The following is a 23,083-nucleotide window of genomic DNA, read 5'->3' as shown; positions in this document are numbered from 1 at the left end:
TAAGTGTATAGCTATATTAGGACGAGACAACCTGTATAGTGTTGTTTTGTTCATTGTCCCTTGCTTCTTCATTCGTTCAGCCTTGCTTGTTCGTCTCAGGACCCTCTTCGTACGGTGCACCAAGGGACAACAAAGCTGCAAAGGGCGAGCAACATAAGTTGCAGCATCCTACCTTTTATACAGCTGGTATAGAGCAGGTGTCTGGTTTTTATAATGCAGGTTGCTACTAAATGAAAATGTTCATCTACACTTACCTACATTACTCAAATAAAAAGGGGCTATTCTCATGTTATTGAGACATCCCCTTTTTATTTCTTCAACTTCCTGTCTGGATTAAACTATACATTCAGTAGAGTTTCTCGCAAATAGTGCCTCTAACGGCAAACTTATTTTTGACTTCCAGAGCCTATTTCGGCTACAAAAGTATCAGCATTGTCTAGTTCCGCAGCATGAGTCATTAAATTCTTCAAAGTTACCTTACCAATCACATAACTAAAATCGGGAGAATAAAAGCGCTCTGTAACCTCTTTGATATTAAGCTTAGTTAGGATGCTATCATCTGTATAACGCAGGTAAACAGTTAACAGGTAGTCATTTGACTGAACATAGGCATTGTTAGACCTGTATTTTTTATATTCGTATTTGTAGTCGTATCGCAATGCTGCAATATCAGATAAAACAGCAGAACCTGTTGGATGTCCACCTGCTCCTTTGCCAAAAAAGAATTGTTGATCAGCAAACGCTGCCTGCACAATTACTCCATTATATTCATTTTCTACATTGAAAAGGAAGTCATCCGGTTTAATCATTCTAGGAATCACATATAAAACCACCTGTCTTTCGCCAAATTCAAGTGCTGTAGGAACGAGTTTGATTTTAAAGTTTTTCTCTTTTGCGTATTGGATATCTTTTGGAGAAATATTTTGAATCCCCATATTAAACACATCATCCGGGTTGGTCAACACACCGTAGGCATGAGATACAGCAATCACTAACTTAGACTTGGCGTCAAATCCTCCCACATCAAGGATGGGGTCTGATTCGGCAAAACCCAGATCCTGCGCTTGTTTCAGTGCAGTAGGATAATCTAAATTATCATTGAAAGTTTTAGAAAGAATATAGTTGGAGGAGCCATTAAAAATACCCCTTATGGAATAAAGTAACTCATTGTCATAATATTCTTCCAGATTACGGATAATGGGAATACTGCCACAAACTGCACCTTCGTACAAAAGGGAGGTGCCATATTGTTCTTGCAGGTGAAGTAGCTCTTCGAGATGTTCCGCAATCATTTTTTTATTCGCAGAAACTACATTTTTACCATTTTGAAGGGCTGTTTTGACGATGTAATAGGCCGCATCGGCATCATTGATCAGTTCAACAATTGTATTGATTTCCGGATCGTTCAGGATAATCGAACTATCTGTTGTAAACAATACCTCTGGAAGCGTACGTTTCTTTTCAGGATTCTTAATTGCAATTTTTTTGATCTCCAGATTTAAGTCCTTTGTCCGGATGATATCATTTAATCCCTGACCTACAACTCCAAATCCAAATAATCCAATCGTTAGTTTAGTACTCATTAATCATGTAGTTTTATATATTGGTTCACCTTTGCATCGTTTCTAAGCGGATTTATAAAGGCGCCAATTTCTTTTGTAAGTGTTTCGGTTTCGACAAGGAATCCGTCGTGTCCGTAGAAAGAATTAATTTCGAGGAACTGAGCCCCCGGAATATGATCGGCTAAAAAACGTTGTTCCGAAGGAGGGAACAGCAGGTCTGTAGTAATACCGATTACTAGTGTTTGTGCTTTGATGGTGGTAAGTGGGTTTTCCTGATGCTCGCGATTCCGAAAGACATTGTGACTATCCATCGCTTTAGTAAGATACCAGTAACTGTAAGCGTCAAAACGATTTATAAGTTTGTCGCCCTGGTAATTCTGGTAAGAAGAGGCTTTGAAATCGTCTGTCTTATTACGTATTACTTCCTGTTGAGAGATGGCATAAGTTTCATAATGTCGATACGAAAGCAGAGCAATACTGCGTGCCGCCTTCAGTCCATCTTTACCTCCCTCGGGCGTATTGCTATAGAAAGTTTGATCGGCACGGATAGCCATGCGCTGACTTTCATTGAAGGCTATTCCCCATGGAGAATGGACCGCATTGGTGGCCAACAGGATCAATCTTTTTATCCGCCCGGGTTCTATGATTGACCATTCCATAGATTGCTGTCCGCCCAGGGATCCTCCAATCAAAATGTTTATTTCTGAAATTTCCAGATGATCGGCAAGGATCTTTTGTACCCCAACCATATCTCTGATATTAAAGTGAGGGAAGGTTAAATACCAGGGTTCGGCAGTAGCTGGATTGACAGACAAGGGATGGGTAGTTCCATAATGGGAACCCAGAATATTGGCACAAACAATAAAATACTCCTGAGGGTTAAAAAGGTCGTTTTCGCCAAACAGGCCTTTCCACCAATCAAAGACATCAGCATTGGCTGTTAATGCATGGCATACCCATATCACGTTATCTTTCTTCTCATTGAGCGTACCAAATGTTTGATAAGCAATTTCCAGTTCTGGTAATACAGATCCTTCTTCTAGCTTAAAAGCGTCTTTGCAGATGTATTTTTTAATATTCATTCAAGTAGTAACAGGTCTCAGTCTGTTGCCAGACTGAGACGTTAGATGTGTAAAATAGAGTTTTTCTACTCCTTTATTTGAGCGAAAGCCTGTTCGAAATCGGCTTTAATATCGTCAATGTGTTCTATACCTACGGATACGCGCAACTCTGCCGGTTTAACCCCCGCGGCAAGTTGATCCATAGCACTCAGTTGCTGATGGGTAGTGGCTGATGGCTGAATAATTAGTGTTTTGGCATCACCCACGTTGGCAAGGTGACTAGTAAGTTTAAGACTATCTACGAAAGTGATTGCATTTTGTTTGTCGCCTTTTAGTTCAAAAGAAAGCATACCCCCAAAGCCATTCTGTAAGTATTTTTTTGCGTTTTCATGAGTAACACTGCTTTCAAGTCCCGGGTAGTTCACGCTCTTCACACGTGGATGTTGTTCCAGCCATTTAGCAAGTTCTAAGGCATTATCTACATGGCGCTGAACGCGAAGAGAAAGAGTTTCCAGCCCCTGAATAAATAAGAAAGAGTTGAAGGGAGAGATGGCAGATCCGAAATCCCTTAAACCTTCTACGCGCGCTCTGATAATAAACTGGATATTTCCAAAGGAACTACCTATTCCAAATACATCGTTAAATACAAGGCCATGATACCCTTCGGAAGGCTCTGTAAAAGCTTTATATTTACCATTTCCCCAGTTGTATGTTCCGCCATCAACAATGACACCACCGATACTGGTACCGTGTCCGCCAATCCATTTGGTAGCAGATTCAACTACGATATGCGCTCCATGCTCTAAAGGTCGGAACAGATATCCTCCGGCAGCAAACGTATTATCTACTATAATAGGCAGATCATATTTTTGAGCCAATTGAGCAAATTTTTCGAAATCAGGCACGCTGAAACTTGGATTGCCTATCGTTTCTAAATAGATGGCTTTGGTGTTTTCGTCGATTAAAGGCTCAAAGCTTTGCACGTCATCGCCTTTTGCAAATCGTGCTTCGATGCCTAATCGTTTAAAAGCAACTTTAAATTGATTGAATGTTCCTCCGTAAAGGAAAGATGAGGATACAAAATTATCGCCGGCCTCTAAAATATTGTTTAATGCAATGAATTGAGAGGCTAGTCCGGATGCAACAGCTAAAGCAGCAACTCCTCCTTCTAATGCGGCGATACGCTTTTCAAAGACATCGGTAGTCGGATTCATGATCCGGGTATAGATGTTTCCGAATTCCTTTAACGCAAATAGATTTGCTCCATGCTCAGAGTTTTTAAAAACATAAGAGGATGTTTGATATAAAGGGACAGCTCTTGAACCTGTTGTAGGATCAACTTCTTGTCCGGCATGTACCTGTAGTGTTTCGAATTTTAAGTTATCTAATGACATTGCTGAGGTTTATTTAAAATGTGAATAATGACGTAAGTGTTTTATTGTCAGGACGTAATGCGTCTGTATTGTTAAGAATGGATCAATGGAATTTTAATCAGTAATTAGCAACAACAACAGCAGGAACTAGTCATAAGGACTTTGTTAACTAAGCCATTCTTAAAATGGTGGGAGATGTTTGTGCCCGTGCAAAGGCATCGCTGAAATCTTTCTTTGTTCATGGTATATTAATTTATATGTTTCCAGCCAAATGGCTGAAACAGGAGTTGGCACCTTTTCCACAACTGGAAGGTTGTCAGCGGGTCGTTGAGCCTGATCTCTCACCGCTTCTTTATAAATCAAAACCTTTTTGAGGTATTTGACAGATTGATATTACTATCAATTAAGTTCAAATATAAATTGAATTTTAATAATACCAAATGTTTTTTAAAATAATGTGTAGGTATCATGCTCATGTGGTGCTTTTGCAGCGTTAAAGGAAAAACTTGTTTTTATATTCTAGTACGGTTATTGCTGTTTTATATGTAGTAGTGAGAAGCAGGATAGGGCTGGAAAATGTAAAATATGCTTCTATTGGTAGTTATCAATTTTGAATTTTATTTTTTTAAAGGTAAACTGAGTTGAAAAAGGGCTTAAAATAGGCACAACTTTTCCTACTCAAAAGCGTAAAAACAACCTAAAAAAGAGTCACGGTTAAACATAGTGACCATTGGGGAATACAATACCGTATAATTTAAGCATACTCATACACTCACAATTAGAAAGAGAGTAAATAAAAATTTCAAAAATCCACATTAATTATTTTAATTAAAAAACCGTGCTCCATAATAAAATAAGAAGAAGGTGAATTTAGATTTTTCCCTTTGTGGAAAACTAATCAGACATACGATACAGGAGGTACATTTTTAGATTCATACATGTTCAAATAGTAGCAAGAATTATTCAAAGGCAATTCCCTATTTCCATAATATAAGAAGGGTTTCAGAACAATCAGGAGCAATCATAATGAATAAAAATCTTCTAATATTATTTATCTTTCTTATTTTTCTTAGTAATCTAGGCTTTAGCCAAACACCAAGTATTGGTTTTGGAAATATTTTTCAAGGACCTTATGGCGGAGGCAGTGATATTACTGTGCCGATAACGTTGACAGGGAGTTTTAAAAAGGGTTGCAAATTTGAGTTATATCTGTCGGATAACACTGGTTCGTTTGTTAGTTCGGTGCCTATAGGTACATTTAACAGCCATTTTACAACTTTTGTAAATGGGGTTATTCCAGTGGGTACACCGGCGGGTACAGGTTATAAATTAAAAGTAAGGGCTATTGATCCATTTAATGATATATCGATTATCTCTCCTTCAAGCATCATTATAAGTGCGACACCTGGACCAACCATTCTAGTTGAACCCGAATTAAACCGAACATTAGTAGAAGATAAAATATGGGGGTATAATCCCTCACAAGTTGAAGTCGGCAATAAAATTGCCATCACGAATAATTCAAATAGCAATTCAGTGGTATCGGGGATCCTGATCAATGATTACACTGGGGGAACTCCATTAGTAATTGACTTTTCTACAGTTAATTTTCAGGAGGTTACATTAGATAAGGCCTATTATACTGCACGGTTCACTTCTATCCAAAATGGGATTTATTCTACAAAAAGCTTTGTCGTGTTAAATTCTACTGCTAATCTTAGTTTGCAATCTGTTGGTGCTCAGATTGTTTGTATCTATAATGGGTTGAGTGACAATGTAACTTATACAGTTGGTAAAGGTACAGATGGGATTTCGAGTAATTATCCGGGTTTGATATATCGTTTTGATTGGGGAGATGCACAAACGGAATATATCAGTCATAACGATCTGGTTAACCAGAATGGAGTAGTGCGGCACGCTTATAGTGAGCCTTCCTGTGGCAGACCAGACATTCCTATCAATAATTCGGCTCCTATACATAATGCCTATCAAGTGAATATCCTGATCGATCCGGCATTTTATACCGAGGCAAGCTTTCCAATAACCACTTTTGCAAAAGTATTTTTGGCTCCGAAAGCTGATTTTGAATTTCCGTCGGGAGCTGGTTGTATGGGTAAACCTGTTACATTTACCAACAAAACTAAACCCGGACAATCGGAAGGTAACTCAGGAACCACTTGTTCGGAAACATCCAGTTATAAATGGTATTATAAAAAAAGTACTGATCCAAATACTGATGCTTCATGGAAGCTTGGGGGAACGGGTACAAACTTTAGTTATGTATTTCCAACTGCAGGAACCTGGAATATAAAATTGGTGGCTAGTAATTACTGTACTTCTCCTGCCATTATTAAAGATATCTGCATTGAAGCAACACCGGTTCCTGATTTTACATTTACTCAGTCAGTGACATGTACTCCTGTTGATTTAGTGGTTACCAACTTGACTTCGGAAGTTGGTATGTGCAAAATAGATTATTTGTGGGAGGTAGCGTCTGCCGCGACCAAGGCAGTAGTAACTCAGGGGGTAACTTTTATAACTCCTGCTACCGATCGGTCACCTAAGATAAATGTAACTGTTCCAGGTGACTATATCCTGCGTTTAAATATTATTAGTGCATGCGGTAACATCATTTTGGAAAAGCCATTTACAGTAGGTGGTCCTTTAACTGTTGCTTTACCTGTAGATCAAAGCTATTGTGATGTCCTTACTTATACGATAGACTTTTCGAGTGACGCCAAACATAAACCTGTGTATGCGGGATTTGGTAGTAATAAGACTTATAAATGGGAAGTTACAAGTGCAGGGTCGTATAGTTTTATAGGTGGTTCATCGATTTCTTCTAAATTTCCAATTATTAAATTTAATGAGCCAGGGGAATACCGGGTTAAACTTACTTATGAAAACGTCTGCAATTCTGTAGTATCTGATGAGCAACTAATCACTATTTATGGTCCGATTGTGGTAAATTCAGGGTTGGATGATGTGGTATGCGACAATGAGCCGGGTTTAACAAATACCACTTATCAGCTTAAAGGTAATGTACTTAAGGCTTTTGAAAAGGGGCTTTGGACTATTACAGGTGCTAATACAGGTGCAAGTTTTAATGATGCGACAAAGGCTGATGCGGTAATTTCGAATTTGAAGCCTGGTGTTTATCAGTTAAAGTGGACGATCAGTAATCCTGCTGGTTGTACATTGTCTGATCAAATGAGCTTAGCGGTTTATGCTAAGCCTATGGGTGGGGTGCTTAGCGGTCGCTCCAATGTTTGTATTGGTTCAAATGTGGCTTTATCATTGGCGGGATCTGTCGGAAATATAGTGCAGTGGGAATATTCTATTGATAATTTGAACTGGAGTATTATAAATAATTTAACCAGTACCTATACGTATCCTAATCTGCAAAATGTGACTTATTTCAGGGTTAAGGTAGGAAGTTCAGGTACGGGCTGTACAAACCTTGTGTATTCCTCTACGGTAAAGGTAATTCCTGATCCTGTATCTGTTGGAGGTGCAACATCGGGTGAAAAGACATTTTGTATCAACACTTCGACTACAACTGCTATTTTGCTTACTGGTTTTACAGGTCAGATAACGGGTTGGGAAAAATCAACGAATGTAGGTTTAACATGGAGTCCTATTTCGTCAAGCGCTGGTTTAAATCCGTATGTTACACCGGCTAATCTTACTGCAACTACACACTATCGGGCGGTAGTTAAAAGTGGGCAATGTTCTTTTTCTAACTCTTCGGCTACTATAATTACTATTCTTCCTAAACCTACAGTTTCAAAGGCATTGGGTGATACCCTTTGTTTGGATAATTCGGGTTATACTTTGCGAGGGAATAACCCTGTTATAGGTACTGGCATGTGGACTGAGGCCTCAGGTTTAATTACTATTAATGACCCTACTCAATATAATTCTACTTCAACCGGCTTCGTCAGCGGTAAGCAATATAAGTTTACCTGGACGATCTCTAATGGGGTGTGTCAACCTAGTGTATCTACAGCAACGGTAGCTGTTTTATCGCCAATAAGCAGTACTATCAAAGCGGACAGGACTTTATCGTGTGAAAATGAGGATGTAAAGTTGAGCACCGACTTGATTAGTGGTGGTGATGTCCCTGGTTTTGTTGCTGCTAATTATAGTTATGTATGGGAATTTTCTTTGGATAATGGTGCTTCATGGAATGCTGTACCAAATGGTACTACAGCAGAAATTACAGTGAATCCTAAAGAGAATACTTCTTATAGGAGGAAAGTGAAAAGCTGGGGAAGCTGTGAGTTTTCAGGTGACAACAGTATTGTAACGATCACGATTAATACGGTAACACCCTTAGCTGTAGCTGGAGAGGATCAGATACTATGTGCGGTTACTGAGTTTATTTTACAGGGTAATAATCCAAGAGGGAATTTTGTAGGTACATGGACAGACTTAGCACCTGGAAGTGTGTTGGTTTTTGCTAATGTGAATCAATTTAATACCAAGGTAAGTGGTTTGGTGGCTGGAAAGATTTATAATTTGCAATGGTCCATTGGTGGAATTGCATCATGTTCCGATCAGACCGATGTGGTAAAAATTACGGTCAGGAAGCTGGTTACTGTTGCAGTAGCAGGAGCGGGACGTGCAATTTGTATTCTTGGGGATAATTCAAATAATAAAGTGACTTTAACAGGGAATACGCCTGATTTAGGTAATGGAGAAAAGGGGTTATGGTCTCAGGTATCAGGACCAACAGGTGCGGTAATCAGTAATCCTGCTCTTCCTGGTCCGGTTGTGAATGGATTAACTGCAGGCACTTATGTGTTTCAGTGGGTAATCAACAGTGATGCAACTGGTTTAGATACTTCATGTTATCGGAACAGCGCTTTGGTTTCCATTAAAGTGACTGCTTATCCTGTGGCAGGTACTATATCTGGGGGCAATGTTTCCTTATGCCTTGGGGATCCAGCGGGAGAGTTGAGCCTTATAAATTATTCGACAGCAGATTTACTTCAATGGCAGTCTGCTGTTGGATCTGCTGCCTTTGCTGATATTCAGGGGGCAGTTAGCTCTACATATCAACCAGGCAATTTATTGGAAACGACAACATATAGGGTAAAAATAACACAAGCAGACGGTTGTGGGGTTTTTATATATACCCCTGTAGTCGAAATTAAGGTGGATAAACTTGCACAAGGAGGTACTACTAGTAGTAATGCCACTCAGGTTTGTATTGGAAGCAATTCGGGTACTATACTATTAAATGGGCAATTGGGTATTATTTTAAGATGGGAAAGCTCAGTGGATAATCAGGTAAGCTGGACTTCATTAGCAGGTGTAGGTGGTTCCTTTGTTTTTTCTGGTTTGAATGAGAATACTTGGTTTAGGGCGGTTGTTAAAAATGGGTCTTGTCCTGAAGTATTTTCATCTTCTATTCTTGTTGAAGTATTGCCAAATGTGACTGTTGCCGAGGCTGGTGAAGATCAGTTTAGCTGTAATTTAGTTTCAATTAATTTGGAGGGAAATATTGCGGTAAATGGTACAGGTGCCTGGACTAAAGTGAGCGGTGTGGGAGGGGTTATTGAAAATCCTGCTCAAGCGGTAACTCAAGTTAGCGGATTGACTCCTGGAACATATGAATTTGCCTGGACGATTAGTAATGGAATTTGCGATCCAAGTGTCGATCGTATAGTCGTTAATAATTATCCTGCGCTTGTTAATCAGCTTGGGGGAAATGTAACGATTTGTTCGGGTCAGGGAGTATCGGCTAGTGGGCAGTTACCAGCAGGTGGGAATGGTATTTATACTTATCAATGGGAGACTAGTTTGGATAATATCGGCTGGACGGTGTCAGGTTCTGAAAAACTTCCTGATTATAAAGCGGTGTTTACCACATCTACTTATATCAGGAGGGTGGTTCAATCCGGACCTTGTTCGTTTACCAGTAATGTTGTTTTGGTTACCGTTCAGGATCCTTTGTCCAACAATGTAATTTTAACTGATCAAGCCGTATGCCTGGGTAATCCAACTGCAAAAATAACAGGGACTGCACCAGTAGGTGGTGATGGTACTTATAGTTACCAATGGCAAAAGAGTATAGACCTTATGACTTGGACTGATGTTCAAACAGATGGAACTCTAAGTGATTTACAACCTCTTGTTTTATCCGAAAGCACCTGGTACCGAAGGGTAGTTACTACTTTACTTTGCAATGGTGATCAAAAAAGCATCAGCAATGTAATTAAGGTCACTATTAATCCACTGGCTAAAGCAGAGTTTAAGGCAAGTGTCTTGAAATCATGTGCTCCCTTTGATTTGAAACAGGTTATAGTACTGGTTCCTTATGATGACCGGAATGCTTCGTATGAGTGGTTTGCAAATGGAATTAGTATTGGTTCGGGTAAGGACTTTCCGGGTTATACTATTGCTAATGATGGCGAACATGTGCTTTTGAAATTGATTACCACGAGTAAATTTGGTTGCAGTATGGATAGTATGATACTGGAATTTTATACCATTAAGAGTGTAACAGCAGCTTTCACGAAAGATAAGGTTAAGGGTTGCGGACCGCTTTCTGTTAATTTTATGAATACATCCAGTCCTTTGGCTGGAGCAAATTATGTTTGGGATTTTGGAAACGGCCAGACCTCCAAAGTGGAAAAACCGGGTGTAATTATCTTTCAGCCTCATCCATTACGTCGGGATACAACTTACGTGATTACTTTAACGGCATCGACAGATTGCCAAAGTACTGTGTTTAAGGATACTGTGTTGGTTAGGTCGATGCCAAAAGCAACATTTTCACCGGGTGCGACTACAGGATGTTCGCCAATGGTGATTAGTTTTAGTAACCAATCTACCGGTGGTGGCAATACGTATACCTTTGATTTTGGCGATGGTCAGGATACGGTTACACACGATAATTCAGCTGTAAGCCATACTTTTTATTCTTCTAAAACGGATACGGTGATGGTAACGCTGACGGCAGAGAATGAATGTGGCAAAAATACCTACAGCTACCCAATAGTGATCTATTCTAATACCGTAACCGCTGAACTTGTGGTAGATGGGAATAAAAAATCGGGTTGTGCACCTTACACGGTTCGGTTTGACAACAATTCGTTAGGAGCCAACGATTTTTTATGGGATTTTAAAGATGGATCAATAATAAACACCTCTAGTGCACCTGAATCTGTAAGCCATACTTTTGTAAATCCAGGTACTTATGTAGTGAGTTTGCGGGCATCGAATGGATGTTCTTCGGGTACCACTACGGAAACGATAACGGTTTATGCACTTCCTGACGCGACATTTACAGTTTCAGGAACTCAGTATTGTTTGAAGGATACGGTATCTTTTTTTAGTAAAAACGGCGCTTCAGATATTTATACCTGGAATTTTGATGATGGCTCAATCAGTAATGAAGCGAATCCTAAACATGCCTTTGCACGTGCCGGACAATATAAAGTGACGCTGACTGTTTTGCAGTCTCATGCTGATGGTACAAAATGCCCGAGTACTACAACGCAGGTTATTAGTGTATTGCCTTTACCTGTTGCCTTGTTTACCAGCAATTCAACATCAGTGAATTGTGCGCCCTTTAAATTGATTGTAAGCAGTACTCCCGAAGATGCCGTTAATATTGAATGGAATTTTGGTGATGGGGGAAGTGGTGATAATATTTCATCAGGTAATACTGCGGAGCATATATTTACTAAAGCAGGGTTGTATCAGGTAAAAGAGATTGCCTATAATTCTGCCGGATGTATTGATTCAGTTATTAAAACAATTAGGATTACAGAAACTCCGCAGGCTGCGTTTACTACTCGCGATACCATGTTTTGTGGGACGACTGCAACGGTTAGTTTTACCAATCAGTCTACTTATGGTGGATCTGATGCGGTAGTCTACAGGTGGTTGGTCAATAATAGCTTTTTTTCTTCATTGAAGAATTTTACTTATTCGTTTAATGTACCTGCAGCGGCGGTAATGCCTTACAAATTTGAAGTAAAACTAGTTGCAAAAAGTATATTGGGTTGTCCTGATACGGTAAAGCATACGATTCAGTTTAATCCATTACCAAAGGCTGATTTTCTTACTTCCGCAAGCATTGCTTGTGCACCTTTTCATTTGGAGATACAGAATAAGTCGCAGTATGCAGATCAGTATGCCTGGTATCTGAATGGTGTGTTGGTTTCCAATGAGGCAACTCCTGTAGGGATTGTTTTATCTGAACCTGATAGGTCGTACACCTTAAAGCTGGTTAGTACCAATATTTATGGTTGTGCTGCAAGTAGTATCGAAAAGACCATTCTTACATATCCGCGGCCCGAAGCATTATTTACCTTGGCAGATAGTGTAAGTTGTAATGGGAAGCTGGATTTAAAGATCAGTAATAAAAGTATCCGTGCTACCAAATACAAATGGGATTTTGGTGACAACACTGCAGTTTCTACGGAATCAGCCCCTTCACATGTTTATGGACGGCCGGGTGTTTATTTTCTGCGGTTAGTTGCCTTGAGTGATTTTTGTACAGATACATTAATCCGGACTATTCGCATAGCTGGAGTCCCTGAGGCTGCTTTTACTTCTAATATCACAAAGGGATGTACGCAAACAGATATCGTTTTTCAGAATATCTCAGTTAATGCCAGTACTTATTTATGGGATTTTGGGGATGGGAGCTTTTCTACAGGCAAAAATCCTACCCATAAATTTAGTTATCTCAAGTCTCCATTTACCATCAAACTGATAGCTTATGGTGAGTTTGGCTGTGCAGATACGACTGTTTTAACAAACTACATAACGGTCACAGCTCCTCCGGTAGCAAACTTTTCAGTATTACCTGATAGCGTGATCAAGATTCCGGATTACACCTTTACGTTCAAAAATGCAAGTACAGGAAACCCAGTTAAATGGCAATGGTCATTTGGAGATCAACAGTACTCGACTGAGGAAAATCCGATACATACATATGTAAATACAGGGGCTTATGCTGTTATGCTTATTGTCACTAATGCTGAAGGTTGTATGGATACTCTGATCAGGAACGTTCAAATAGATGGTGTACAGGGCTATTTATATGTGCCGAGTGGGTTTGAACCGGGAAGCATTGTACATGAACTGAAGACCTTTATTCCTAAAGGTTCGGGTATCGCAAAATACGACATAAAAGTATTTAATAAGTGGGGACAGCTGATCTGGCAAAGTAATAAACTGAACGACAATGGAACTCCAACAGAAGGATGGGATGGGCAAATGGCAGGACAATTGGCTCCACAAGGGGTATATGTATGGGAGATCTCGGCCATATTTATTGATGGCAGTGAGTGGAAAGGAATGAAGTATGAAACCGGCTCTAGAAGAACGGTAGGCTCTGTACACTTAATACGTTAGAAGATGAAGAAATTAATAGCTCATTTGATCTGTACATGCTTGTTTATGCTACAGCTGAGCGCGCAAGATCATATATACTCTCAATTTTATAATTCGCCTAATTACCTTAATCCGGCATTAAATGGACAATTTGAAGGCGATCTTAGGATGAATATGATTTATCGGAGTCAGTGGACTTCAATTCCTGGGGCTTTAAATTATTTTACTTTTTCAGCTGATTATAATGTGCCACTTTTAAATGGTGGAATAGGGTTGATGATTACCAGTTCGAACGAAGGTTCAGCTTATTTAAGAAAGTTAAATATATCAGGAATCTATTCGTATAGTGTAGACTTTGATAATGCGGTGTTGTCCTTTGGTCTTCAAGGTGGGTTTACACAACGCAAAATAGACTTTAGTAAGATTGTATTCGGTGATCAGATCGATCCGCTTACTGGTATTATTCCAGGTTCTGTATCAGGGGCGACGTATCCTGAATTAAATAATAAGTACTTTTTTGATGCTGGGACAGGTGTTAATCTTGTGGTAGGAAAGTTGATGACGGGTGCTTCAACACAGCATATCAATAAACCAAATGAATCGTTTACAGGTACGAAATCAACTTTGCCTTTAAGACTTAACGGACATGCGAGTTATAGGATCCCATTAGATCCTTATGATGAAGAGAATGGACCTGTATTGATACCATCTATTTTATATTATAATCAGGCCAAGGTAAGTTCAGTCAGTGCTGGCTTTCAATATAAATATAAGGCTGCAAATGTGGGTTTATGGTATAGGAGTAATTCGGGTGGTCAGAGTGATGCTGTGGTAGTTTCGCTCATCTTCGACGTGTTTCTACGTAAAGATATGTATGATAAAGTAAGGTTAGGGGTAAGTCATGATGCTACAATATCCAAGATTCAGTATGGGAACACGGCGGGTACTACAGAGGGTGCATTAAGTTATGAAACCACATTTCCATCAAGAGGGCAGATTGATAGGGGACACCGCAGTACTGGAAACAGGTGTTATGACTTTTATTGATAGAGGTGTTAGGTGTTTTTTTTTGATTTAAATCTTATGTTGTTAAAACTGAAATGCCTCTAAATGAATCATTTGAACCTTGTTTTTTGTATACCTGCAAGAAATAATTAAGATTCTATTTTACACATGTTCTTCAATTATAAATCAGATGATTGGTATAAACTATTTACAAATCAACAAAAAATTAGTGTTGCTGCATATGAACATACACGAATGGCAGTTTTTGATGTTTTTCTAATCTGATTTTGATTCAGTTGCTTTGCCTGTCCATGTACCTTTTGGGGCATATTTTTCCAATTTGGACTCTTTGAGAGCACTTACGAAAAAACATTTCAGCTACTTATTCAATGTTACAACAAAATGATATACTAAATTGTGGCTTTATTGTATTTTTGTGCATGACAGATACAAGTCAAAGTGTATTGAGCTTAATAGTTAATGATTCTTCATTAGATCCTGACCTTCGAAAGATAGCTGAAAAGGTAGAAGCCGGAGAACGAATTTCTTTTGATGAGGGAGTTATCCTTTACGAAAAAGCCGAACTTGGCTACCTGGGAGTCTTATCAAACTTTGTAAGGGAAAAGCTTCATGGACATAAAACATATTTCAACCGCAATTTCCATATAGAACCAACGAATCTGTGTGTATATGATTGTAAGTTCTGTTCGTATTCCCGGCTAATAAAGCAGAAGGAAGAAGGGTGGGAGTTGAGCATGAATGAAATGCTCGATATGGTTAAAAAATATGATAATGAGCCTGTTACAGAGGTTCATATTGTAGGAGGGGTGTTGCCTCAGTATGACATGAAGTTCTATTCTGAATTATTCAGCAGTATCAAGGCGCATCGTCCTGAATTACATGTGAAAGCACTAACTCCTGTAGAGTACCATTATATTTTCAAAAAGGCGAAGGTGGATTATGCTACCGGGATGCGTTTAATGAAGGAAGCCGGATTGGAATCTATGCCTGGCGGTGGTGCTGAAATCTTTAATCCTGAAATCAGAGAAATCATCTGTAAGGATAAGTGTACTGCAGAACAATGGCTCCAGATTCATGAAGAATGGCATAAATTGGGACAACGATCTAACGCCACTATCCTTTATGGTCACATCGAAAAATATTGGCATCGGGTTGATCATATGGAGCAACTTCGTCAGCTACAAGATAAAACTAAAGGATTTCAGGCTTTTATTCCATTGAAATTCCGTAATCAAGGTAATCAAATGTCTAATATTGAGGAGGTTTCTGTTATTGAAGATCTTCGTAATTATGCGATAGCTCGGATCTACCTGGATAATTTTGATCATATAAAGGCTTATTGGGCAATGATTAGTCGCAATACTGCTCAGCTATCTTTAAACTTTGGTGTTGATGATATTGATGGTACACTCGATGATACCACTAAAATTTATTCTATGGCAGGTGCGGAAGAACAAAATCCCGCTATGTCTACAAAGGAACTGGTACATCTGATTAAACAGGCTGGACGGCATCCAATTGAACGAGACACATTGTATAATGTAGTGACAGACTACAATGATTTTGTATTTGAAGAGGAACCAAAGCCTCAATTTTATAAACTTCCAGTAATCAATGCGATGGAGGTTGAACGTAAACAGAATGAATAAAATCATATATATTATTCGTCATGGACAAACAGATCTGAATTTTAGAGGCGTTGTTCAAGGGAAAGGAATGGATTCAGATTTAAATAATCTGGGAAGATCACAAGCTGAAGAATTTTACCAGTATTATAAATCAGTTCCATTTGATCATGTGTATACTTCTACCTTAAAAAGAACACATCAAACAGTTGAAAAATTTATTGAAGCTAATATTCCATGGACACAGTTATCTGGTCTGGATGAAATAGGTTGGGGTATTTACGAAGGTGTTGAGAGTTCGGAAATTGTTCGGTCAGCTTTTATAGATATGTTGGGTAGTTGGACAGCAGGTAACTTAACCGCTAAGTTTGAAAATGGAGAAAGCCCGGAAGAAGTAAAAGTACGGCAACTTGAGGCATTTGAGGATATTTTAAAAGGAGAAGATGCACAGAATATTTTGATATGTATGCATGGCCGGGCAATGCGTATTTTATTATGTGTTTTATTGGATAAACCATTATCAGACATGGAGGAATTCCCTCATACCAATAGTACTTTATATAAACTTGAATACGATGGAGCTAAGTTTTCCATCCTGGATTTCAATAACACAGACCATTTAGCTCATCGTGAAGAAGATTAAAGTTTCAGCTGTTTCCTATACGAATACCAAACCTTTTGCATACGGAATTGAGCATTCAGATATACTAAATAAGATTGATTTAGTATATGACATTCCTTCAGATTGTGCATTTAAACTGATTAATAATCAGGTAGATATAGGTCTTATTCCTATAGCTGCCTTATTAAACATTCCGAATTATCAAATATTGGGAAATTATTGTATTGGTTCCGTTGGAGCTGTAAATTCTGTCTTTATTTTTAGCAATAAGCCAATTGAAGAGGTAAAAACCGTTCGATTAGACCCTCAGTCACGTACTTCAAATAATTTGGCTAAAGTGCTAATTAAGAATTATTGGAAGCAAAAGCCAGAATATATTCTAAATGGTGAAGCAGATGCATTTGTAGAAATTGGAGATCGTACTTTTGGAAAAAAACAGAATTATTCTTTTGCCTATGATCTAGGAGAAGAATGGTTCAATTTTACAGGATTGCCTTTCGCTTTTGCTGTTTGGGCTTCGAATAAGCCAATAGATCAATCTTTTATCACCGAGTTTGACGCAGCCCTTAAGTTGGGTTTAGATAGTCGGGACCAGGTTTTATTAGCGTTACCAAAACGGGTTGATTTTGATTTGCATGATTATCTATTTCATAAACTTGATTTTAATCTGACTGATTCTAAACGTACTGCTATTAATAAGTATCTTGAATTAGTACAGAATCTATAATGTGTATCATAATAAATTGCAATTTATAAGTTATTTATTGGTAACTAGTGATGTAATAATTTCAAACCTAATTGGCTCACAGGTGGTATGATTCATTATATCTTGTTTCATAATTAGTATTATGTTAAATAGAATTTCCTAAATCTCCTATTCTATCGCTATAACCTGTTTTAAAACTATTTTAATGATAGTGCGTTTTATAAGTCTATTTATAAAACAAACATCATGAGTTACTCAGAAAATTATAACAAACAGCTACATCGATTGTATAAAATCCTGCAAGCAAGTCATAAAGGTTATATAGAGGCTAAAAATCATACTGAATCTTCGGAACTTAAGGATTTGTTTGGAAAATATACCGTTGACCGAGAGTATTTAATGCAACAAATGCGCGATAAAATTGCTCATTACGGTGGTAACGCAGATTTGGACCATGATGATGCCGTAGGATTGCTTCATCGTGGATGGTTGAGTTTAAAAACTTCATTAACAGCAAACACTGATCAGAATATTCTTGAAAGCTGTAGGAATGCGGACCAGGTAGCACTTGATGCATATGATGATGCATTACAGGGTGATATTCTGAATGATTTTGAGTTGAAAACTTTCCTTATGGAACAAAGATTGTATATAAATGAAAATTATACCGAGTTGGACAGAAGGTATTTTAGTCTATTCAAAAAAAATCCATCCTTATAATAGCTGATTATGAGATCTATATGGAAAGGCTCAATTGGATTTGGATTGGTTAACATCCCGATAAAGTTATTCTCCGCGGTTCAATCCAGTAATCTTGATTTAGATATGCTGGATTCAAAGGACCATTCAAAGATTCACTTCCAACGGGTAAATGAAAAGACGAATAAGGAAGTCCCCTTTGACAAGATAGTTAAAGGCTATAAGTATAATGAGGAATATATTATTCTTGAAGATAAGGATTTTGAAGATGCAAGTCCCGAGAAGACTAAGATTATCGAGATTGAAAATTTTGTAGAGCTTAGTGAAGTTAATCCCATGTATTTTGAAACTTCCTATTATGCCCAAGCTGAAAAACAAGGACTTAAGGCTTATTCCCTACTTTTAAAATCATTACAGAAATCAAACAAGGCTGGCTTAGGCAGATTTGTCCTACGTAATAATGAGAATCTTTGTATTATTCATCCGGTGAACGAAGTTATCGTCATAACTAAGATCAGGTTTGCTGAAGAAATTAGGGATGTGGAAGATATTTTAAGTCCTGAATCTATTAGTATAAGTAAAAAGGAACTTGACATGGGTCTTGCTCTGATAAACCAATACAGTGATAAATTTCAAATAGAGCAGTATAGGGATGAATATCATAGTGAGCTCCTTAAAATAATTGAAGCTAAAGCTAAAGGGAAACGAGCAACGATAAAAAAAATGAAACCTATTGAAGCTACGGGAGACGACCTTTATGATCAGCTCATCCAAAGTTTAAATGGTTCTTCAAGAAAAAAAGGTGCCTAGTTAAACCATAAAACAGACGCATAAAAAAAGCCCGGGATACTATGAGGGCACTGAAAAAGTCCCTTAAAAAAAGGGAAAAAAGGAGTAGAAAGCATTGTTTTTCTGCTCCTTTTTTTGTATTTTAGAGGTGTATTAGAACCGCCTTAAGATGTTGCTTCAACAACAAAAAATCCAATATAGTGAGTTTTCCAAACTCTACGATCTGATCGTTCCCAAAGAGAACCTTCTTCGCAAGGTCAATGAACTGATAGATTTTAGCTTCATATATTTGAGCTTTTAGATAAATATTGCTCAAATAATGGGCGCCTTGCAGAGAGCCCAGTACGTATGTTCAAATACCTGCTCTTGAAAACCATATTTACCATTTCGGATGTTGATGTTGTAGATCGTTCCCGCTACGATATGTCCTTTAAATATTTTTTGGAGATGTCACCCGAAGAGGATGTGATCAACCCCAGCTCGCTTACTAAGTTTCGTAAACTCAGGCTTAAAGACATGGATTTATTGAACTTACTGATAGGGAAAACCGTTTCCATAGCATTAGAAAAAGGGATTATCAAATCCAGGTCCATCATTGTTGATGCGACCCATTCGCTTTCCAGATCGAACCCCTATTCACCGCTTGAGGTACTCAGACAACGCTCAAAATTACTACGTAAGGCAGTATATTCGATGGATGATGATTTCAAGGATCAAATGCCGGATAAAAACGAGTCAAATGATATTCAGAAGGAGATAGAATATTGCAGGGAACTGCAAAAGCGGATCGAGTCTGATACGACTTTAAGCGAAATTCCTGCTGTAAAGGAGAAACTAAACCTGTTGAAGGAAACGGTTGAGGATACCCAGGAGGAACTATACCATATCCAAAGATATGGATGCCAGGGTTGGTCACAAGACTGCAGACAGCCGTTTTTTTGGTTACAAGACACATTTGGCAATGACAGAGGAACGGATCATAGCAGCGGCTATTGTTACCTCGGGTGAAAAAGGTGATGGTCCTGAACTACCAAAACTATTGAACCAGGCCCACTTGCACGGAATGAAGATAGATACGATCATAGGTGATGCGGCCTATGCTGGAAAGGAAAACCTAAAGCTTAAAGACCAGGAAGGCAATAAAATCAGGATAGTAGCCAGGATAAATCCTGCAATCACCTACGGTGCGAGAAAGGATGAGGAAAAGTTTGACTACAACAAGGATGCGGATATGTTTGTCTTTCCAGCGGGACATCTGGCAATGTATAAGAGAGTGCAAGGTAAAAAGATACACAGATGCAACCAGACCATGACGTATTATTTTGATGTAGAAAAATGCAAAGTGTGCCCACTAAGAGATGGATGCTACAAACCAGAAGCGAAAAGCAAAACATATTCAGTCTCTATACGAACAGATGAGCATATAGAACAGGAGGTGTTTCAGCAGAGCGAATACTTCAGGGAAAAGTCGAGGCACAGATATAAAATAGAGGCAAAAAATAGTGAATTAAAGAATGTTCATGGATATGACAGGGCGGATTCCTATGGCCTGGAAAGCATGAAAATGCAAGGGGCACTTGCTATATTCGTAGTAAATCTAAAAAGGATACTCAAATTCTAGATTTAGGATCCTAATTCCAAAAAATCAATTTGGAAGGTTAATACTTTGCAGCGTTCCAATGGATAGAGTTAATGTCTGAAGATGAGACTACTCCTGTTTCACCCATACCGGCTGACCTTGCATCCGGAGCAATTAGCAAAAATGGTAAAATGTTCTGAGTACCTTGCTCAGATTCCTGTGCCTTTATAGTAAAATTAATTCCAAGAATAGAAGTAAGTGTCAATATAGCTCTAAAATATCCAAGTGCCTTCATGTTAGCTGCTTATGTTGACTTTTTAACATTTACCTTCGTCCGATCCTACTTTACTCGTTGAATTTGTTTTTTTGCAGGAAAAAAGGAAGACTAGTACGAAAATCAAGGGTGCTATGTATTTTATGTATTTTAGTTAGAATCTGTTCTTCAATTAATGTTTAATGATAATTTGACGAATCATCTTCTCCTTATCTATAATTACATGTAAAAAATAATTGTCATCTGGGATATTCCCGACATTTACTTTTACATCTTTTCCATCACGAGATTTCCCTTGTTTTACTATAACCCCGGTTTTATTATAGATTTTATATTCAAATGGTTTATCATTCCTTATCTATAATTACATGTAAAAAATAATTGTCATCTGGGATATTCCCGACATCTACTTTTACATCTTTTCCATCACGAGATTTCCCTTGTTTTACTATAACCCCGGTTTTATTATATATTTTATATTCAAATGGTTTATCAATTTTTACAGCATCTTGATCTACGACCGTCTGAGTATCATCTTTCAAGGAAATTGTAATCTCATTACTTGATGGATTGGGAAAGATTGTAAAGCTGCTTTGGGTCTTTGCCATTGTTGGTGATCCTGCAGTAAAAATTAAAATAAATGCATTACTGCTACCGCATGCTGGGTTTGTTACGGTCAAACTCAAAACAATTTGAGCATTAGATCCAGACAAATAAAATCCAGCATTAGCTCCATTTAAATTAACATAACTATACCCAGACCCGCCTTGGATAGACCAGGCATAAGTGTAACCATTTCCTTGTGTGAAAACGCTTAAATAATAATTGCTATTTGTTGGACCTCTCGTTACACTAGGAGAAGACCCCGGTGTTATAGTACCATACCCTCCAGTCGATGCTGAATAGTTCACAGAATACACTATACCTACATTAATGTTTTTTGTTGCTGAGCTCTGACCACATGCAGAGGTCATTGTCGCAAGCAAGGTTCCTGCCCCTCCGCTGACAGAGTTCACTGTAACTGAGGATGAAGTTGAATTACCAGGTATACTTATGCTCCCTGTTGCTGACCATTTAACGGTCATCCCTGATTGAATATTAACTTGATAGGTTGCAGACCCGCAAAAGGTTGAGGGGCCAGAAACTGTATAGGCTCCATCTGGTTGCGCAATACGTTGAAGCTCTGGGCCAAGGTTTGGATCTCCAAATTTTATTTCACTTTCAAACCAAGTTATATTCTCAGGAGTAACTTTAACGTGAGATTGGTTTTCATTTGGGGCATATACCCGATCAAAAGGGGTTTTTTTATTGCATACTATATTTTCATTGCTAAAATCATATGCCAAAGTAAAGTTGGGTACTTGTAAATCAATTGCGCTTGTCGTGGGCATAAACGTTGCATTGATATTATGCCTGAATTTGGATTTGTTCCCAGCGAAAAGATAAAGTAATTTTTGTGTAATATCGATCCATCCTTCGGTCTTATCATCTACCGGGTCAGTAAAACGACTACCAATAGCAGTATCGTAACTAAAATTATTTACGGCAGGCTGTCCATAATTAATTACACGAGGTGGTTGCCATAGCGCTATATTTATTAATGGCTTAAATAACCAGATATCCGAAGTGGCACTTCTGCCTAATGAAGGAGAGGCCGTTATATTAATATTCAATCTATCACCTAACCTCCCGTTAATTAAACCTAGTAAGCCCGACCGCTTGACCTGCATAAAAAGAATTTCACCGTTGGGTTGCAGTAGGGTGTTTGGTGTAAGGTTTTTACTTCCATTTATTATAGCAATTTTCCGTATTTTGTTTGTGTCGTTGGTAGCGTTTGGATAAGTGCCAACACTAGCTAAATTTGATAAAAAAATATTCCTGTAGTTATCAGGGGTTGGCGATTCTCCAGATACTCCAGCATTTGCCACTAACATCTGTCTTGCGGCTGATCCTCTATGTGCACCATTCTTAAGACTTTTAAATACAACGCTGCCTAAGCCTTTTGATGATATATACTGAAGTAATTGTTGTAGGCCAATGGCACCGTTAGCTCCCTGGTGAGGCCCATCAAAGGAAATATATAGTCTGGTGTTAACATTTTTATTGGTTTTTTCTGCATAGGCGAGGGCATATTGAGCTACCAGTGCTCCCATACTTGGTCCAATTACAACAAATTTCTTTTGCAGCGTCGAACTGTAGGTGGTATTAAGTGTTTCCAGTAGTTTAACAACCGCTAATGCATTTTTTTCAATAAGATCTGAACCATCTTTATAATCGTAAACGATAATGTCATAGCCATCTCTTCTTAGTTGATCGCCTAATCTAACATCCACCCCGTCAACTCTAATTTGTTCGTTAATATTTTGATCATATATTTTAGCGACTGTTCTTGACTTGTCATTATCGTATC

12 protein-coding genes, 1 pseudogene and 1 riboswitch are annotated in these 23,083 nt (G+C 38.4%); of the genes and pseudogenes, 8 read left to right on the top strand and 5 right to left on the bottom strand.

Going from position 1 to position 23,083, the window contains the following annotated elements; all coding sequences use genetic code 11:
• Nucleotides 1-386: 386 nt before the first annotated feature.
• From BFL47_RS18440 to BFL47_RS18430, 3 genes are all read right to left on the bottom strand, one after another.
• Complete coding sequence (locus tag BFL47_RS18440) at nucleotides 387-1,583, bottom strand: homoserine dehydrogenase (protein ID WP_069661273.1); 1,197 nt, start codon at nucleotides 1,581-1,583, stop codon at nucleotides 387-389.
• A complete protein-coding gene (locus BFL47_RS18435; RefSeq protein WP_069661272.1) occupies nucleotides 1,583-2,644 on the bottom strand; it encodes a homoserine O-acetyltransferase family protein in 1,062 nt (353 codons plus the stop codon). Before BFL47_RS18435 ends, BFL47_RS18440 begins: the two co-directional genes overlap by 1 nt.
• Before the next feature lie 65 nt (nucleotides 2,645-2,709).
• Nucleotides 2,710-4,017 (bottom strand): O-acetylhomoserine aminocarboxypropyltransferase/cysteine synthase family protein, encoded by a 1,308-nt coding sequence (locus tag BFL47_RS18430; protein WP_069661271.1) that lies wholly within the window; start codon nucleotides 4,015-4,017, stop codon nucleotides 2,710-2,712.
• A 229-nt stretch (nucleotides 4,018-4,246) separates the two neighbouring features.
• Nucleotides 4,247-4,357, bottom strand: a riboswitch (SAM riboswitch).
• A gap of 665 nt (nucleotides 4,358-5,022) precedes the next feature.
• Between BFL47_RS18430 and BFL47_RS18425 the strand changes: the two genes are divergently transcribed.
• The 8 genes and pseudogenes from BFL47_RS18425 to BFL47_RS18390 all read left to right on the top strand — a co-directional run bounded on the left by BFL47_RS18425 (nucleotide 5,023) and on the right by BFL47_RS18390 (nucleotide 20,441).
• Nucleotides 5,023-13,374, top strand: a complete 8,352-nt coding sequence (locus tag BFL47_RS18425; protein WP_069661270.1) for a PKD domain-containing protein — start codon at nucleotides 5,023-5,025, stop codon at nucleotides 13,372-13,374.
• A gap of 3 nt (nucleotides 13,375-13,377) precedes the next feature.
• Nucleotides 13,378-14,400, top strand: coding sequence for a PorP/SprF family type IX secretion system membrane protein (locus tag BFL47_RS18420; RefSeq protein ID WP_069661269.1), 1,023 nt, complete (start codon nucleotides 13,378-13,380; stop codon nucleotides 14,398-14,400).
• Between the two features lie 398 nt (nucleotides 14,401-14,798).
• The gene (gene mqnE, locus BFL47_RS18415) at nucleotides 14,799-16,028 is read left to right on the top strand and encodes an aminofutalosine synthase MqnE (protein ID WP_069661268.1); all 1,230 of its coding nucleotides are present in this window, start codon (nucleotides 14,799-14,801) and stop codon (nucleotides 16,026-16,028) included.
• Nucleotides 16,021-16,647, top strand: coding sequence for a histidine phosphatase family protein (locus BFL47_RS18410; RefSeq protein WP_069661267.1), 627 nt, complete (start codon nucleotides 16,021-16,023; stop codon nucleotides 16,645-16,647). Before mqnE ends, BFL47_RS18410 begins: the two co-directional genes overlap by 8 nt.
• A complete protein-coding gene (locus BFL47_RS18405; protein ID WP_069661266.1) occupies nucleotides 16,634-17,353 on the top strand; it encodes a menaquinone biosynthetic enzyme MqnA/MqnD family protein in 720 nt (239 codons plus the stop codon). The genes BFL47_RS18410 and BFL47_RS18405 overlap by 14 nt, the downstream gene beginning before the upstream one ends.
• Before the next feature lie 225 nt (nucleotides 17,354-17,578).
• A complete protein-coding gene (locus BFL47_RS18400; RefSeq protein WP_069661265.1) occupies nucleotides 17,579-18,052 on the top strand; it encodes a PA2169 family four-helix-bundle protein in 474 nt (157 codons plus the stop codon).
• A 9-nt stretch (nucleotides 18,053-18,061) separates the two neighbouring features.
• Nucleotides 18,062-18,841 (top strand): non-homologous end joining protein Ku, encoded by a 780-nt coding sequence (gene ku, locus BFL47_RS18395; RefSeq protein ID WP_069661264.1) that lies wholly within the window; start codon nucleotides 18,062-18,064, stop codon nucleotides 18,839-18,841.
• Nucleotides 18,842-18,989: 148 nt separating this feature from the next.
• Nucleotides 18,990-20,441 (top strand): annotated as a pseudogene (locus BFL47_RS18390) (IS1182 family transposase).
• 37 nt (nucleotides 20,442-20,478) lie between these two features.
• On the opposite strand, the gene BFL47_RS18385 reads toward BFL47_RS18390, so the two are convergent.
• Both BFL47_RS18385 and BFL47_RS18380 read right to left on the bottom strand, forming a co-directional pair.
• Nucleotides 20,479-20,694: a hypothetical protein gene (locus tag BFL47_RS18385; RefSeq protein WP_069661263.1), complete on the bottom strand. Its 216-nt coding sequence runs from the start codon at nucleotides 20,692-20,694 to the stop codon at nucleotides 20,479-20,481.
• A 326-nt stretch (nucleotides 20,695-21,020) separates the two neighbouring features.
• Nucleotides 21,021-23,083 (bottom strand): esterase/lipase family protein (locus BFL47_RS18380; protein WP_139125874.1); only part of this gene is annotated, 2,063 nt, incomplete at its 5' end.

This window comes from Arcticibacter eurypsychrophilus (assembly GCF_001730525.1).
GTDB classification, from domain to species: Bacteria; Bacteroidota; Bacteroidia; order Sphingobacteriales; family Sphingobacteriaceae; genus Arcticibacter; species Arcticibacter eurypsychrophilus.
This window is presented reverse-complemented; position numbering and strand designations above follow the sequence as displayed.